This window comes from Bacillus sp. UNC438CL73TsuS30 (assembly GCF_000482325.1).
Taxonomy (GTDB): Bacteria; Bacillota; Bacilli; order Bacillales; family Cytobacillaceae; genus Neobacillus.
In genome coordinates, this window is the sequence record NZ_AXVA01000019.1 from 73,908 (window position 1) to 88,423 (window position 14,516).

General features: G+C 41.5%; 11 protein-coding genes. 10 read left to right on the forward strand and 1 reads right to left on the reverse strand.

The features are described 5' to 3' along the window. Position 1 precedes the first annotated feature (1 nt). The 4 genes from M028_RS0108820 (at position 2) to M028_RS0108835 (ending at position 4,238) form a co-directional block, all read left to right on the forward strand. Positions 2 to 1,408 carry an amino acid permease gene (locus tag M028_RS0108820; RefSeq protein WP_026573596.1) on the forward strand — a complete coding sequence of 469 codons (1,407 nt, stop codon included), beginning with the start codon at positions 2 to 4 and terminating at the stop codon, positions 1,406 to 1,408. A 239-nt stretch (positions 1,409 to 1,647) separates the two neighbouring features. After that, entirely contained in the window at positions 1,648 to 3,207 is a 1,560-nt protein-coding gene (locus tag M028_RS0108825) for an FMN-binding glutamate synthase family protein (protein ID WP_155925534.1), read from the forward strand. Between the two features lie 191 nt (positions 3,208 to 3,398). After that, positions 3,399 to 3,557: a hypothetical protein gene (locus M028_RS33320; protein WP_197031394.1), complete on the forward strand. Its 159-nt coding sequence runs from the start codon at positions 3,399 to 3,401 to the stop codon at positions 3,555 to 3,557. Between the two features lie 138 nt (positions 3,558 to 3,695). Then, positions 3,696 to 4,238 (forward strand): DinB family protein, encoded by a 543-nt coding sequence (locus M028_RS0108835; RefSeq protein WP_035423986.1) that lies wholly within the window; start codon positions 3,696 to 3,698, stop codon positions 4,236 to 4,238. Positions 4,239 to 4,305: 67 nt separating this feature from the next. On the opposite strand, the gene M028_RS0108840 is transcribed toward M028_RS0108835, so the two are convergent. Beyond that, positions 4,306 to 4,812 carry a DinB family protein gene (locus M028_RS0108840; protein WP_026573599.1) on the reverse strand — a complete coding sequence of 169 codons (507 nt, stop codon included), beginning with the start codon at positions 4,810 to 4,812 and terminating at the stop codon, positions 4,306 to 4,308. 218 nt (positions 4,813 to 5,030) lie between these two features. Between M028_RS0108840 and M028_RS0108845 the strand changes: the two genes are divergently transcribed. From M028_RS0108845 to mglA, 6 genes are all read left to right on the forward strand, one after another. Then, a complete protein-coding gene (locus tag M028_RS0108845; RefSeq protein ID WP_026573600.1) occupies positions 5,031 to 7,220 on the forward strand; it encodes an alpha-galactosidase in 2,190 nt (729 codons plus the stop codon). 267 nt (positions 7,221 to 7,487) lie between these two features. After that, positions 7,488 to 8,510: a sugar-binding protein gene (locus M028_RS0108850; RefSeq protein ID WP_026573601.1), complete on the forward strand. Its 1,023-nt coding sequence runs from the start codon at positions 7,488 to 7,490 to the stop codon at positions 8,508 to 8,510. Beyond that, on the forward strand, positions 8,494 to 9,957 hold the full coding sequence (locus tag M028_RS0108855) for a sensor histidine kinase (protein ID WP_026573602.1): 1,464 nt from the start codon (positions 8,494 to 8,496) through the stop codon (positions 9,955 to 9,957). Before M028_RS0108850 ends, M028_RS0108855 begins: the two co-directional genes overlap by 17 nt. Next, a complete protein-coding gene (locus M028_RS0108860) occupies positions 9,950 to 11,545 on the forward strand; it encodes a response regulator (RefSeq protein WP_026573603.1) in 1,596 nt (531 codons plus the stop codon). Before M028_RS0108855 ends, M028_RS0108860 begins: the two co-directional genes overlap by 8 nt. A gap of 198 nt (positions 11,546 to 11,743) precedes the next feature. Next, the gene (mglB, locus tag M028_RS0108865; RefSeq protein ID WP_026573604.1) at positions 11,744 to 12,802 is read left to right on the forward strand and encodes a galactose/glucose ABC transporter substrate-binding protein MglB; all 1,059 of its coding nucleotides are present in this window, start codon (positions 11,744 to 11,746) and stop codon (positions 12,800 to 12,802) included. 207 nt (positions 12,803 to 13,009) lie between these two features. Then, positions 13,010 to 14,515, forward strand: a complete 1,506-nt coding sequence (gene mglA, locus M028_RS0108870; protein WP_026573605.1) for a galactose/methyl galactoside ABC transporter ATP-binding protein MglA — start codon at positions 13,010 to 13,012, stop codon at positions 14,513 to 14,515. Position 14,516: the final 1 nt, after the last annotated feature.

A 14,516-nucleotide genomic window follows, 5' to 3' on the forward strand; every position in this document is an offset into this window, starting at 1 on the left:
GATGGAACAAGGGACTCAGCAAAATCAGCAAAATCAGTTGAATCGTTCCATGAAGCGCCGGCATTTATTTATGCTGTCGCTTGGGGGTGTCATTGGAACAGGATTATTTTTAAATGCAGGGTATACGATTCATCAAGCAGGAGTGGGCGGCTCGTTAATTGGCTATTTATTTGGCGGAATTATTCTTTATTTAGTTATGGTTTGTCTTGGTGAACTTGCCGTCTACATGCCTGTTACAGGTTCCTTCCAAACCTATGCGACTAAATTTATTAATCCTTCGGCAGGCTTTTCGCTAGGGTGGATGTACTTTATCGGTTCGGCAACAACCGCCGGGGTGGAATTTACCGCAGCCGGAATTCTGATGAAACGATGGTTTCCTGATATATCGGTTTGGATTTGGTGTATTATTTTTATCGCCTTGTTATTTTTACTGAATGCTTTAACGACAAAAGGCTTTGCCGAGGCTGAATATTGGTTTGCTGGGATTAAGGTAATTGCAGTTATTTTCTTTATAATTATTGGGCTGGGAGCAATTTTTGGCATCATTCCATTATCAGATAGACCGGCACCATATGCGAAAAATTTTGCTCCGTCAGGTTTGTTTCCGGCTGGTTTTGTCATTCTCTTTACGACCATGATGAATGTTATTTTTTCATATCAAGGCTCGGAATTGATAGGGATTGCGGCAGGGGAAAGTGAAGATCCCCAGAAGAATATCCCTCGTGCTATTCGAAACGTCCTTTTTAGAATTATTGTCTTTTATCTTGCATCGATTGTGATTTTATCAGCGATTTTCCCAACGAAAGAATTAGGATTGTTAGAGAGCCCGTTTGTAACCTTAATGGATTTGGCGGGGATTCCGTTCGCACCTGATATTATGAACTTTATTATCTTAACTGCGATTTTATCTGTAGGGAATTCATGTATTTATGCTTCGACCCGTTTGCTGTGGGCGATGGCAGGGGAGGGAATGGCACCGAAGTACTTTGGAAAACTTTCAAAGCGTAAAGTTCCATTTACTGCTCTTGTATTTACGATGATTTTCTCTCTATTATCCTTGTTGACAAGCGTGATTGCTGCGGATACTGTGTTTGTGTTATTAATGTCGATTGCTGGTATCTCTGTGACCATTTCCTGGATTGGAATTGCTCTCTCCCAATTGATGTTCCGACGCAAATATATACAGGGAGGCGGAAAATTGGAAGATTTGCACTACAAGGTTCCGTTCTATCCGTTGATTCCAATTATTTGTATCGTATTTTGCGTATCGATCTTAATCTTCCTGGCCTTTGATCCAACCCAGTTAGTAGGATTACTAGTTGGAATCGGCTTCTTGCTAATCTGCTACTTTGGATACTACTTCAAAGATAAAAAGACATCAAAGGCTGATACTAAAGTTAGCGGCTGATCGAATAAAGTGACATAAAATAAAGTGACAGGCACCGTTCGTGGACAAATTAGCGATTTTGTCCGTGTGGAGTGGACGGTGGTGAATAACGAAGGATGCTCTTGTAAAAAGGGCATCCTTGGTTTGTTTTTTCACCAATTTCACAGTTAAACAGGATACAATAGATACCTTTAATAACAACCTCGACCCTTTTGCATAGATTGATTGTAATATAGCTACCATGCAAAAGGGGATTATGGATATTTATGACTGCTCTGATTATCATTTTGGTTGTATTTGTTATGGGGCTGCTCAGTTTATTGTTATGGCTTCGGAGTATCGCAAAAAGACCTCAGCACTCGATTATCCGAATGCACCCGTATTTGGGCTGGATGCGATACCTTTTAGAACAAATGGGGCCGAAATTAAGACAGTATTGGTATGAAAATGATAATGACGGCCGCCCTTTTTCAAGATACGACTTCTTAGGCATTGTATTTTCGGCAAAATATCGGAATGATCTTTTAAGCTTCGGTTCTAAAAGGAACTTTGATCAGCCGGGTTTCTATATAGCAAATAGTCTGTTTCCGTTATTAACAGAGGAACTTCGTGTGGACAATCAGGAAAAGATTCATGCGATGAAATATAAAATTGAACATGAGGGCCTGTTCACTCGAAGGGAACAGCTTGAAAAGGATCAAGCCGACCGCTGGTTATACCCTAACGAGGACGCGATTATAGTTGGACCGGACCGGAAAGTTCCTTGGAGGCTTCTTGGACCGTTCGGTGCTTCGGCGACCTCTTACGGTTCGGTTGGTGAAAACTATATTTTATCAACGGGTCTCGGCAGCCACATTGCGGGAGGTTCGTGGATTAATACAGGAGAAGGCGGAGTGGCTCCGGAGCATTTAGAAAGCGGAGCGGATGTTGTCGCCCAGATTGGCCCTGGGTTATTTGGATTTCGCGACCAGAATGGGGACTTTTCGCTCGCTGAATTTAAGTTGAAAGCAGAGGAGCCTAATATTAAAGCGTTTGAATTGAAATTTGGCCAAGGCGCAAAAATCCGCGGGGGGCATCTTGAAGGGGCAAAGGTTACTCCAAAAGTAGCCAGTATCCGAAAGGTTCCGGTGGGTCAGACCATAAATTCCCCAAACCGCTTCCCATTTTTACGAAATGCGGTAGAAATGCTTACCTTTGTCAAACTCCTGCAAAAGGAGGGCGGGAAGCCGGTGGGAATTAAGATTGTTGTTGGGGCACCGGCCATGCTTGATGAATTATTTTTAACCATGAAAAACCTCCATATCTATCCTGATTTTATTACGATCGATGGCGGTGAAGGCGGTACGGGTGCTACGTATAAATCGATGGCCGATACGATGGGGCTGCCGCTGTACCCGGCATTGATTACATTCGTCGATAAGGCCAATGAGCATGGTGTCCGCAATCAATTTAAGATTTTTGCTTCTGGAAAGCTGATTTCGGCGGATAAAATTGCAATTGCCCTTGCCATTGGAGCGGATGCCGTGAATTCTGCCCGGGGATTCATGATTGCGGGTGGCTGTATCATGGCCATGCAGTGTCATACGGGAAAATGCCCGGCAGGTGTTACCACTACTGACCCCAAATACCAAGAAGCCCTTGTCCCGGAGGAAAAGAAATGGCGGGTTATGAACTACATTATTAATGTCCGGCAGGGCTTATACGCCTTAGCGGCAGCCTGTGGAATTGATACCCCGCGTAAATTCACCCGCGAACATATCGTATTTAAAGATGCCGATGGAAAAATAAAAAGGCTGTCAGACCTGTTTCCTAATCAATAAAGTGACGTTAAAGTGACAGGCACCGTTCGTGGACAAAAGGTCAATATTGTCCGTGTGGAGGAGACATCAGTTGATTTGCGTGTCTGTCCCATTTTTTGACGAATTTAATGAAAAAAGTTATCTGCCTATCAATCTTTGTGCCGGTCCATCATTTAATAAAGAAACAAGATTTATTGAATAGGATGATGAAAATGGCTAAGAGGAATCGGGGGAAAACGATCAGCTATCTGCCTTCGAGGGGGCGCGGGACTTGCCCGTTGTGCGGCAGAACAAGAATTAAATTATTGTATCCGCATAAAACAGTGGAAAATGTAACAATCAAAGTTTGTAAGATGTGCCGTCATAAATAATCATATTTTTCTAGATTGAGAATATAATAGCCCCTGAACTCCTCCGAAGCGAAGGGGTTATTTTTTTGAAAAAAGGGATTCCGGTTTAAAAAATTGAATTATTACGTTGTGGATTTGTAAAAAATGTTGGAGGGGAATATGGCAAATTTAGATACTTTATATTTAATTGATCAAAAAGAGGGGTTTAGTCCTGAGTTTAGTAAATTAGTATCAATGATGAACTATACAAGAACAATCACCATTGAAGAAGTCAAAGCGCTAACAATTGAGGAGCTCGATTTTCATTATGATGAGGAAGCGAATTCGATTGGTATGCTGTTAGACCATATGGCTGAGGTGGAAAAGGCCTATCAAATTTTAACCTTCCAAAATCGCGACTTAACTGATGAAGAGGTCGACTGCATGAATCCCGGGTTAGATTTAGGTGTTCCAGCAAGGGAAACGATTAAGGGCCAACCAATCGAGCATTATTTGGAAAAATTAGCGAAAGTTCGGAATGAAACCATCACCATGTTTAAAACCCTACCGGATGAATGGCTGTTTGAACAAACTCCGTTTTGGTGGGACCGCCCTGCGAACAACTATTTTAAATGGTTCCATGTTTTTGAAGATGAACTAAGCCATAGAGGGCAGATTCGAATTATTAAAAAAATGATAAAAAAACAGATGGGGTCTTTGTAAAAATTAAAGACGATTTGCATTAAAAAAGATGCACATAAAGGTGAGTGCATCTTTTTTATGGAGAGATTTAATGCCTGTTAACAAGCTGCTTTATCTCCTTTATTTGCTCAATATGCCGTTGCTCGTGGAGATAAATCAGTTCTACCCATTGAGTTAATGGCATTTCTCCAAAGACAGGGTGAACTGCGGACCTTTCCGCTAAAACGCTTTGATCCTCAAGGCTATCCAAAACCTTTAGAAGCTGATTTCTAGCATCGTTTAACATTTCCAGCATCTGTTGAACATCAAATGGCTCTCCGCTGGGCTGCACGATTTCAGGAGCAATATATTTCGTAGAGCGGTCAGTCGCAAGTTGGATGGGCTTTGACTCGGCCTTGTTAATTTCTGGCTTGGTTACTAGATGGTGAATAAGCTTAGCTGTTCGTCCCTCAAGTAAAACTAGATGATGGCACACCTCGGCAACACTCCATTTGTCATTGCCCGGCTTATAATTAAATTCCTCATTGGTAAAAGATTTAATTTCATCAACTAAATGATTTCTTGTTTCTTCCAAGTTTTTATTTACAGAGCTCATAGTCTATCCCCTTTCAAAAATAGATTCTTCCTTTATATATTCGGTGTTTCAAAAATATATCCTTCACAGTAGAAACAAGGTGACAGGCACCGCTCATGGACAATTCCCATATTTTGTCCGTGTGAGGTGGACATCCAGGGGGTTACTAGAAATATAGAACATTGTTTTCAATCAGGGGAATATGATGAAGTAGGACGTGTTTTAAGGGGGATTGGGTTATGCCAATTGAGTGGAATGAACAAGATGGAATCTTTCATTTATATAATAATAAGGTCAGTTATTTAATCCAGATTGTGCATGGGAAGTATCCCGCCCATTTATACTGGGGAAAGCGGGTGGAAACAAAGCAGGCTGCGGCCATTCTTTCCTTTAAGGGAAGGGCATTTTCGCCATCAACAGAACCGGCCTATCCGCAATTTTCACTAGATACACTACCACAGGAGTATCCGGCGTTTGGCAACGGGGACTTCCGCTCACCAAGCTATCAACTCCAAACCGCTGATGGATCCACGATTACAGAATTCGTCTACGACTCCCATGAAATTTTTCAAGGAAAACGTCCTTTAAACGGACTGCCGGCTTCCTATGTAGAAGCTGAATCAGAAGCCGAAACCCTCGTGATTACATTGGTAGATTCCAAGCTTGGGATTGGTCTCCATCTTCAATATTCTATCTATCGGGACTTCGAAGTCATCACAAGATCCACTGCAGTTGAGCACCTCGGATCCCAACAAGTAAAAATCTTAAAGTGTATGAGTATGTCGGTAGATTTCCATCAAGCCGATTGGGACCGGCTGCATCTTCACGGCACCTGGGGGCGAGAGCGTCATATTGAGCGAAAGCCACTGTACCACGGGACGCAAATGATTTCATCAGCAAGAGGGGCAAGCAGCCACCAGCATAATCCGTTTATCGCCCTGCTCTCAAAAAATGCAGACGAGGACCACGGGGATGTTTATGGGATCAGCCTCGTTTACAGCGCGAATTTTCAAGCCTCCATCGAAGTGGACCCGTTTCAAAGCGCACGGCTTGCCATGGGCATCAATTCCTTTGATTTTACATGGCTGTTGAATCCGAGAGAAACTTTTCAAGCCCCTGAGGCATTAATGGTTTATTCAAATGAAGGTCTCGGCGGGATGTCCCGAATCTTTCATAAATTTTTAAGAAAAAGAGTTTGCCGTGGTGCTTATCGTGATCAAACGAGGCCAGTCTTAATCAATAATTGGGAAGCTACTTATTTCAATTTTAATGAAAAAAAATTAAAGGCCATCGCTGATGCAGGAAAAGAATTGGGAATTGGGCTGTTTGTTCTGGATGATGGCTGGTTTGGACATCGGGACAATGCAAAAAGTTCATTGGGGGATTGGGTGGTCGATAAGAGGAAACTGCCTAATGGACTAGAGGGCTTAGAAGAATATCTTCGAAAAAAGGGAATGAAGTTTGGATTATGGGTGGAGCCGGAAATGGTTTCACCGGATAGTAACCTGTACAGGGAGCATCCGGATTGGTGCCTGCATGTGCCTGACAGGAAACGGACACCGTCGAGAAATCAATTAGTGCTGGATTTAAGCAGGGAAGACGTATGCAATTATTTAATCAATACCTTAACAGCAGTTTTTCAAAGTGCCCAAATCGCTTATGTTAAATGGGATATGAATCGTAATATGACGGAGGTGGGTTCCGCAGCACTGCCGCCTGAAAGGCAAAGGGAAACCGCTCACCGTTATATGCTGGGACTTTATCGGATCTTAGAGAGGCTGACTGAACGTTTTCCTGATATCTTATTTGAAAGTTGTTCCGGGGGCGGCGGCAGGTTTGACCCAGGCATGCTTTATTACATGCCGCAAACCTGGACAAGTGATGATACGGATGCTGCCGAGCGGTTAAAAATTCAATACGGAACGAGCCTGCTCTATCCCGCTATCACTATAGGCTCCCATGTTTCAGATGTGCCAAACCATCAAGTGGGCAGGACAACACCTCTCCTAATGAGATGCCATGTGGCGATGGCGGGGAATCTTGGCTTTGAATTAAATATCGATAAGCTGAGCGGGGATGATAAGAAATTGGTCGCGGAACAGATCAAACAGTATCATAAAATCAAGGAGTTGGTTTGTTTTGGGGATCTTTACCGGCTGATTAGTCCCTTTGCTGGTACGGATTCAGCCTGGATGTATGTTTCAGAGGATAAAATAAAAGCAGTCTTGTTTTATTTTAAAACCATGGCAACTCCAAATCCACCCTTCCAGCGTGTGAAATTACGGGGGTTGGAGGCTAAAAAAAGGTATAAACTCAACAATGGGAATCGAGAGTATTTTGGCAGCGAACTCATGCAAATCGGGCTTAACCTGCCGCTGATAAAAAATGACTTTTCATCGTGCTTATTCTATATCGAAGCAACACAGTGACTCCAAATCCCACCAAATAGCCCTCAAAAATTTAACTAAACGTTTGATTAGTTCCAAAAAATCCATATGACGCAAGGCTTCCACTGGATTTAATCAAACGTTTGATTAGTTTTTTAATTCCCTTTATGTCTACTCCACACGCACAAATTTTGCCATTTGTCCACGAACGGTGCCTGTCACCATATGTTTTCACCGTATGTTGTTGATTTTGTGAAAATTCCGTATAATGATTGTAGTTTTTTCACTTACTGGGACTGGGGTTGTTTTATGAGCAGATTAACCAAAGCCGCTTATATTTTAGGCATTTTTTGTTTTTTGATCAGCTGCTCTTTTGCGATTTTTTATGGATATAAAATCTTTACCCATGACGTACCAAAAACGAAGAAAACAATCGAAGAGGCGCGGTATCATTTTGTGCTTGTTCCTGAGGAGCTTGACAACGAATATTGGCGGCTTGTCGAAAAGGGAGCAAAAGCTGCGGCAAAACATTACGGTGTGGTACTTGAATACGTCGGGCCGAAACAGGCGAATATTGATGAGCATTTAAAAACAATTGAAATGTCCGCAGCCGCTAAGGTCGATGGAGTCATCACACAGGGATTGAGCAACAAGCAGTTTACCCCGCTGATTAATCGGGTTGTCTCCTCTTATGGAATCCCGGTTATTACAATTGATACAGATGCAGCCAATAGCCATCGCATTGCCTATATTGGTACGGATAATTATCATGCAGGTTACCTGGCGGGAAAAGCGCTAATTGCCGATACAAAGGGAAAGGCCAATGTAGCCATCATCACCGGGAGTTTTTACGCGAATCATATGATTCAGCGGGTAAAAGGGTTTAAGGATGCAGTAAAAAAAGCAAAAGACATTCATATTGTTGCGATCGAAGAATCACAAATCAGCCGGATTCGGGCAGCGGAGAAAGCCTATCAAATCCTGCAGGAACACCCTGAAGTCAATGCTTTTTACGGGACAAGTGCCTTAGATGGAATCAGTATTGCCAAAGTGGTTGAATTAAAAAAGAGACAGCATGATATCTATATAATTGGCTTTGATGTCCTGCCGGAGACCATTGCAAATCTTCAAAAAGGAACAATTAATGCAACCGTAGTCCAGCAGCCCTATGAAATGGGATATGGTTCGGTCAAAATGATGGTTGAACTAATGGAGAAGAAACATATACCGCCGATTGTCCATACAGAAACACAGGTAATCAGAAAAAAGGATTTGTCCGACTTACATCAGAGCAGAATGGAGGCGGGCAAAAAAAATGCTATTCCGAATTAGATCCAAACTGTTGCTTTATTTTATTGTGCTTGTCGTTTTATTAACCTCCATCGGTTTTTATTTTTATAATAGCAGTGAAAAACTGGTGGTAGAATACGATAACAGCTTTGAACAGTTCCTCTTGTTAAATGATATCTCAAAACGGACCAACCAAATTTCCGAGAGCCTGCATGCGTATATTTTGGATAAAGAAGAACGTTATTTAGAGGACTATACAGCAAAAAGTACAAAACTGCTCAAGGATCAAAAGAGAGTATATCAAGAAATTAACACCAATGATATTACCCTTGTAAATTATAAAAATATGATCGACAGCTTTTTGGAAGAATGCGATACTTCGATTCATTTTTTTCAAAAAGATGATATTAACCGCTATTCAGATCATTATAATGAAGCGTTGAAAATTGCCTCATTTTTACAAGAAAGTACACTATCATTATTAAATAATAAGCTGACAGACTATCAAAGATTTTATGGTGAAATCGAATTGCAAAACCATTACTACAAATTAATGGCGATTTCCCTTTTTGCTGCCACTTTTTTTCTTAGTACCTTACTTGCTCTGTGGATTTCAGGTGGAATTACGAAACCAATCCGCCAGCTTTCGAAGGCGGCAAAAGAAATTTCGAAAGGAAATTTTTCCGGGGAGGATATTAAGGTTTCCACAAATGATGAATTAAAATTATTAACAGAAACGTTTAACCAAATGCGGACGAATATCCGGCAGCTGGTCATTGAAATCAAACAAAAGTCCGAATTGGACAAGCTCTTAAAGGAGCTGGAATTGAAGAGTCTGCAAAATCAAATCAATCCACATTTTCTTTTTAACACGTTGAACACCGTTTCTAAAATGGCGTACCTAGAGGACGCAGAAGAGACTTCAAGATTAATTGAAGCGGTTGCGGCCTTGCTCCGTTATAATCTTGGTGATTTAAACAAGGCATCCACGCTTCGAGATGAGGTTAGAGTGGTGAAAGAGTATTTTTATATCCAGCAAACAAGATTTGGGGAACGGATTCAGTTTAAGACAGATATTCAAAAGGATTGTTTAGATATTGAAATGCCAAGTTTAATTCTTCAGCCTTTGGTTGAAAACGCATTCATCCATGGAGTGGAGGAATACGAGGAAAATGCGGTGATCAGCTTAAATATTTATCGGCTAGCGGACCGAATTTTCGTGGAAGTGAAGGATAACGGGGGAGGCATGGATGCGGCAACCAAGAAAAAACTTCAAGACTATGTTCAAGGGATTGAAAAAGAAGAGAACTTTGAGCTGGAAAAATCGACGGGCCATTCGACGGGCATTGGCGTTAAAAATGTAATTAAACGGCTGCAGTTATTTTATCAGCGAAACGAGATCGTTGAAATTGAATCTGAACTAGAGAAAGGGACAACGTTTAGAATAGTCCTGCCTGATGAAGGGGAAGGTGGAGGAGAACGTGCTTAGAATTCTACTTGTCGATGATGAAGCCCTTGAGCGGAAGGCAATCGGAAAAATGATTCAAAAAGGCATGGAAGATGTTGAAGTAATTGGTGAAGCCCCGAATGGGAGGAAAGCGGTAGAACTGGCCGTCGAACTTAATCCCGACATTATTTTTATGGATATCAAAATGCCGGGAATGGATGGGGTGCAAGCTGTAAAGGAAATCAAAAAGCTCAACGCGGCCATTAAATTCATCATGGTTTCGGCCTTTAATACGTTTGAATATGCCAAAGAAGTTATGCAGCAGGGAGTTAAGGAGTATATTCTTAAACCCAGCAGAAAACAGGATATTTTAGACTCCCTCGCGCGGGTTTCCTCTGAAATTCAGGAAGAGCGCAAACAGCAGGAAGAACAGCAAAGCCTGCGGGAAAGCCTAAACCGTGCGGTAACCCTCGCACAAAAAGAATGGGTCTCTTCCCTTATTATTAACCAAGTTCAGGACATCACCTTTGAAGAATGGGGACAATTGTTAGGTGTGGAAATTACCACCGGCTATATCATGCTTTTCTCTCTAAAGCCCAAGGACCAAAGGGAATTTACTGCTAAGGAGAAACAAAATTGGTACAACTGGTTGAAGGAGGCCCTGCATTCTGTCGTAAAAAAGCAAGAAATCATGATTGGCCCATTAATAGAATTACAAGTGCCTGTATTGTTTCTTTGGAAAAAATCGAACGAGAAATTGCTGTTTAAATCGCTATCACAGTATATAATTGAAAGTTTATTGACCCTTTTTCAAAAAGAGTCCCTTCATGCAGAGTTACGGATTGGCGTTGGCCACCCTTACCTTCATGCCTATGAACTCAATAAATCCTATCATGAGGCTGTGATGGCATTAAACCACCTCATGAAAAATCCAAACCAAAAGTATTTAATCGGGGTAAAACAAGCTGAACGAGAAGAAAATTCAACCATTGCTTCAGAAATCCTTGAGATGGAGAAGAAATTATTAGAAGCGGTTCGTCAAGGCGATGTGAATAAGGTATTATTTCTCTTTGATTCCTTTATTACCAAACACCAGTCGAACTCAAAGATAGAGGCTGCTGTTGTAAAAAAATCATTTGATGAGCTCTTTATATTGATTTCCCGTATGCTGCATGATCTAGGTGTGAATTTGGAACGAACTCCTGTGGTTCATCAGACAGAGGATGTTGCTGAGATGCTTGAAGCCGGAAAAGCACACCTTATATCCATTGTCCAATCCGTGCAGCAATGGCGGACCAATCATGCGAAAGGAATGCTGCAAAAAGCAAAGGATTATATTGAAACGAATTTTGCCGATACAATTACATTAGAATCTGTTGCAGAGTATGTCGAGCTAAGTCCGTTTTATTTTAGCAAATTGTTTAAGGACCGGTTTGGGATGACGTTTATCGATTATTTAACAGAAATTAGGATTAAAGAGGCAAAGGCCTTAATGGAGGATCCTGGGAAAAGCTTGAAGGAGATTTGTTATTCCGTTGGCTACAAGGATCCCAATTATTTTAGCCGTGTGTTTAAAAAGCTGACAGGCTCATCACCATCAGAATTCCGCAAGGTGGTAATAAAAGAATAATAGCTTATAAGACCAAATCGGATTTGGTCTTATTTTTATGGAGAAATTCCCGAAAAACAAAATAGTCTAGATAATCACAAATTAGTGCTATTGTTTTGAACTATTTGAAAAATAAGCCCCATGCTACCATAAATGTAAGGGTTTACATCAAATGCTGAAACCGGTTCCAATAACTTAATCATAAAGGAGATTGATTCGATGTTTAATAAGAAAAAAGGCCTCATCCTTTCATTAACGGTTGCTTCTAGTATTCTTCTAGCTACGGGCTGCAGCAGCTCAACCTCTGGAAATTCTGCAAGCGGCAAGGACGGTGACCTGCCAGCTGTAGGTGCTACGATTTATAAGTTTGACGATAACTTCATGTCCTATGTACGCCGTTCAATGGAAGACTCGGCAAAAGGCAATGTGAAATTAATGTTGAATGACTCTCAAAATGACCAATCCAAACAAATTGAGCAAGTGGATACACTGATTGCAAAAGGCGCAAAATCACTGGCTATTAATCTAGTCGATCCAAAAGCGGCTCAAACGATTATCGATAAAGCGAAACCGAAAAACATCCCAGTTATCTTCTTTAACAAAGAGCCGGATGCGGCTGTATTGAAGGGCTACGATAAAGCTTACTATGTTGGTACAACTTCATCTGAATCAGGTGTCCTTCAAGGTGAATTAATTGCCAAGGCTTGGGAAGCAAACAAAGATAAATGGGACAAAAACCATGATGGAAAACTTCAATACGTACTATTAAAAGGTGAGCCAGGGCACCCGGATGCAGAGGCGCGTACGAAATATGCGGTTGATACGATCAAAGAAAAAGGCATTCAGGTAGAACAGTTAGCGTTAGATACCGCCATGTGGGATGCAACAAAAGCGACAGAGAAAATGGATGCTTGGTTAGCAAAATACAGCGACAAAATTGAATTTGTTATTGCTAACAACGACGGCATGGCCTTAGGTGCGATTGCTTCTCTTGAAAAAGCAGGATACTTCACTGGAGACAAATTCATGCCGGTTGTAGGGGTTGACGCGATTCCGGAAGCACTTGAAATGATTGAAAAAGGCAAAATGGTTGGAACCATCTTGAATGATGCGAAAAACCAAGGAAAAGCTACGATTGACCTAGCTGCAAATGCTGCAAAAGGCAAGGATGTTTTAGACGGAACTCAGTGGAAGCTGGACGATGCAAAAGCAGTTCGTGTACCTTACGTGCAAATCACTAAGGATAACATCCAAGAAGGTAAAGACGCTTATAAGTAAGCTTTTACTAAACAATAGTTTCATAGAGACAGCGCCTAAGTCCAGCACCTTGAGTTGATCGCAAGGGGCATGGCGCTCCTCGAACGAAGGAAAAGATCATGCTTTTCCTTCGTTCGGGGTTAGGCTTCCGTTGTTAGCGAAGCTGGACACTTTTTCATCCTAATATATTCCTGATCGAAGTTTCACCTTACGCGAGGAGGTTCGCTCATGTCAGAATCAAGTACTACTAATCTACTTGAAATGCTAAATATAACAAAAAGATTCCCAGGAGTTATCGCACTGCAAGATGTTTCGTTAAAAGTAAAAGCGGGATCCGTTCATGCCTTGATGGGTGAAAATGGTGCTGGAAAGTCGACGTTGATGAAATGCCTATTCGGGATTTATTCCATGGACGAAGGCAAGATTGTTTTTGACGGAAAAGAAGTAGCATTTGCAAATTCCAAGCAAGCACTTGAAAACGGAGTTTCCATGGTTCACCAGGAGCTCAATCAAGTCCGTCAGCAAAATCTCATGGATAATATCTGGCTCGGCCGCTATCCGAAAAAAGGTTTTTTCATTGATGAGAAAAAAATGTATGACGATACTGTCGCTATTTTTAAAAGTCTTGATATTAATCTTGATCCGCGCAGCAAGGTAAGTACTTTATCTGTTTCCGAAATGCAAATGGTGGAAATTGCAAAAGCAGTCTCCTACCATTCTAAGATCATTGTGATGGATGAACCGACATCATCCCTAACAGAGAATGAAGTAAATCATTTGTTTAAAATCATTAAGAAACTGCAAAGCGAAAATGTGGCGATCATTTATATTTCACACAAAATGGAAGAGATTTTAAAAATTTCTGATGAAGTAACGATCATGCGTGATGGACAGTACATCGCAACAAAGAGTGCGCAGGACTTAACTACCGACGAAATTATCAAGCTAATGGTTGGACGAGATCTTTCACAGCGCTTCCCTACAAAAATCAATCAGCCAGGGGAAGTCATCCTAAAGGTGTCCGATTTAACAGCGGAAGCAGAAGGTTCTTTTTCGAATGTGGATTTTGAACTTCGAAAAGGCGAAATCTTAGGAATTGCCGGCTTAGTGGGTTCGAAGCGAACAGAAGTGGTGGAATCGTTATTTGGAATGAGGTCACTAAAATCCGGGACGATTGAAGTCAATGGCAAAGTGATTCAAAATCCGACTCCGCAGCATGCCATTAAAAATGGTTTTGCCCTTGTTACCGAGGAACGAAGGACAACGGGAATCTATCCAGAGCTGAGTATCAGCTTTAACTCTATCATTTCAAATCTGAAGCAATATAAGACAAATGGATTGTTCTTATCTGATAAAGGGGTTTTTGATGATACCAAATGGGTGATTGACTCGATGAAAGTAAAGACACCTTCGCAAAAGACCTCCATTGGTAGTTTATCTGGCGGGAATCAGCAGAAGGTGATCATTGGCCGCTGGTTGTTAACCAAACCCAATATTCTATTACTAGATGAACCAACACGGGGGATTGACGTAGGGGCGAAGTTCGAAATCTATCAATTAATCAACCAATTAGCCGCTGAAGGAAAAGGAATCATTATGATTTCATCTGAAATGCCTGAGCTTTTAGGGACTACTGATCGCATTTTAGTCATGAGTAATGGAAGAGCAGCTGGAATCGTGGAAACGGCCACAACGTCGCAAGAAGAAATCATGCGATTAGCAGCTTTGTATTAGG

Excerpts from the sequence above, each read along its gene's own strand:
- M028_RS0108820 (WP_026573596.1), top strand. The coding sequence starts at position 2 with ATGGAACAAGGGACTCAGCAAAATCAGCAAAATCAGTTGAATCGTTCC.
- M028_RS33320 (WP_197031394.1), top strand. The coding sequence starts at position 3,399 with ATGGCTAAGAGGAATCGGGGGAAAACGATCAGCTATCTGCCTTCGAGG.
- M028_RS0108835 (WP_035423986.1), top strand. The coding sequence starts at position 3,696 with ATGGCAAATTTAGATACTTTATATTTAATTGATCAAAAAGAGGGGTTT.
- M028_RS0108840 (WP_026573599.1), bottom strand. The coding sequence starts at position 4,812 with ATGAGCTCTGTAAATAAAAACTTGGAAGAAACAAGAAATCATTTAGTT.
- M028_RS0108845 (WP_026573600.1), top strand. The coding sequence starts at position 5,031 with ATGCCAATTGAGTGGAATGAACAAGATGGAATCTTTCATTTATATAAT.
- M028_RS0108850 (WP_026573601.1), top strand. The coding sequence starts at position 7,488 with ATGAGCAGATTAACCAAAGCCGCTTATATTTTAGGCATTTTTTGTTTT.
- M028_RS0108855 (WP_026573602.1), top strand. The coding sequence starts at position 8,494 with ATGCTATTCCGAATTAGATCCAAACTGTTGCTTTATTTTATTGTGCTT.
- mglB (WP_026573604.1), top strand. The coding sequence starts at position 11,744 with ATGTTTAATAAGAAAAAAGGCCTCATCCTTTCATTAACGGTTGCTTCT.
- mglA (WP_026573605.1), top strand. The coding sequence starts at position 13,010 with ATGTCAGAATCAAGTACTACTAATCTACTTGAAATGCTAAATATAACA.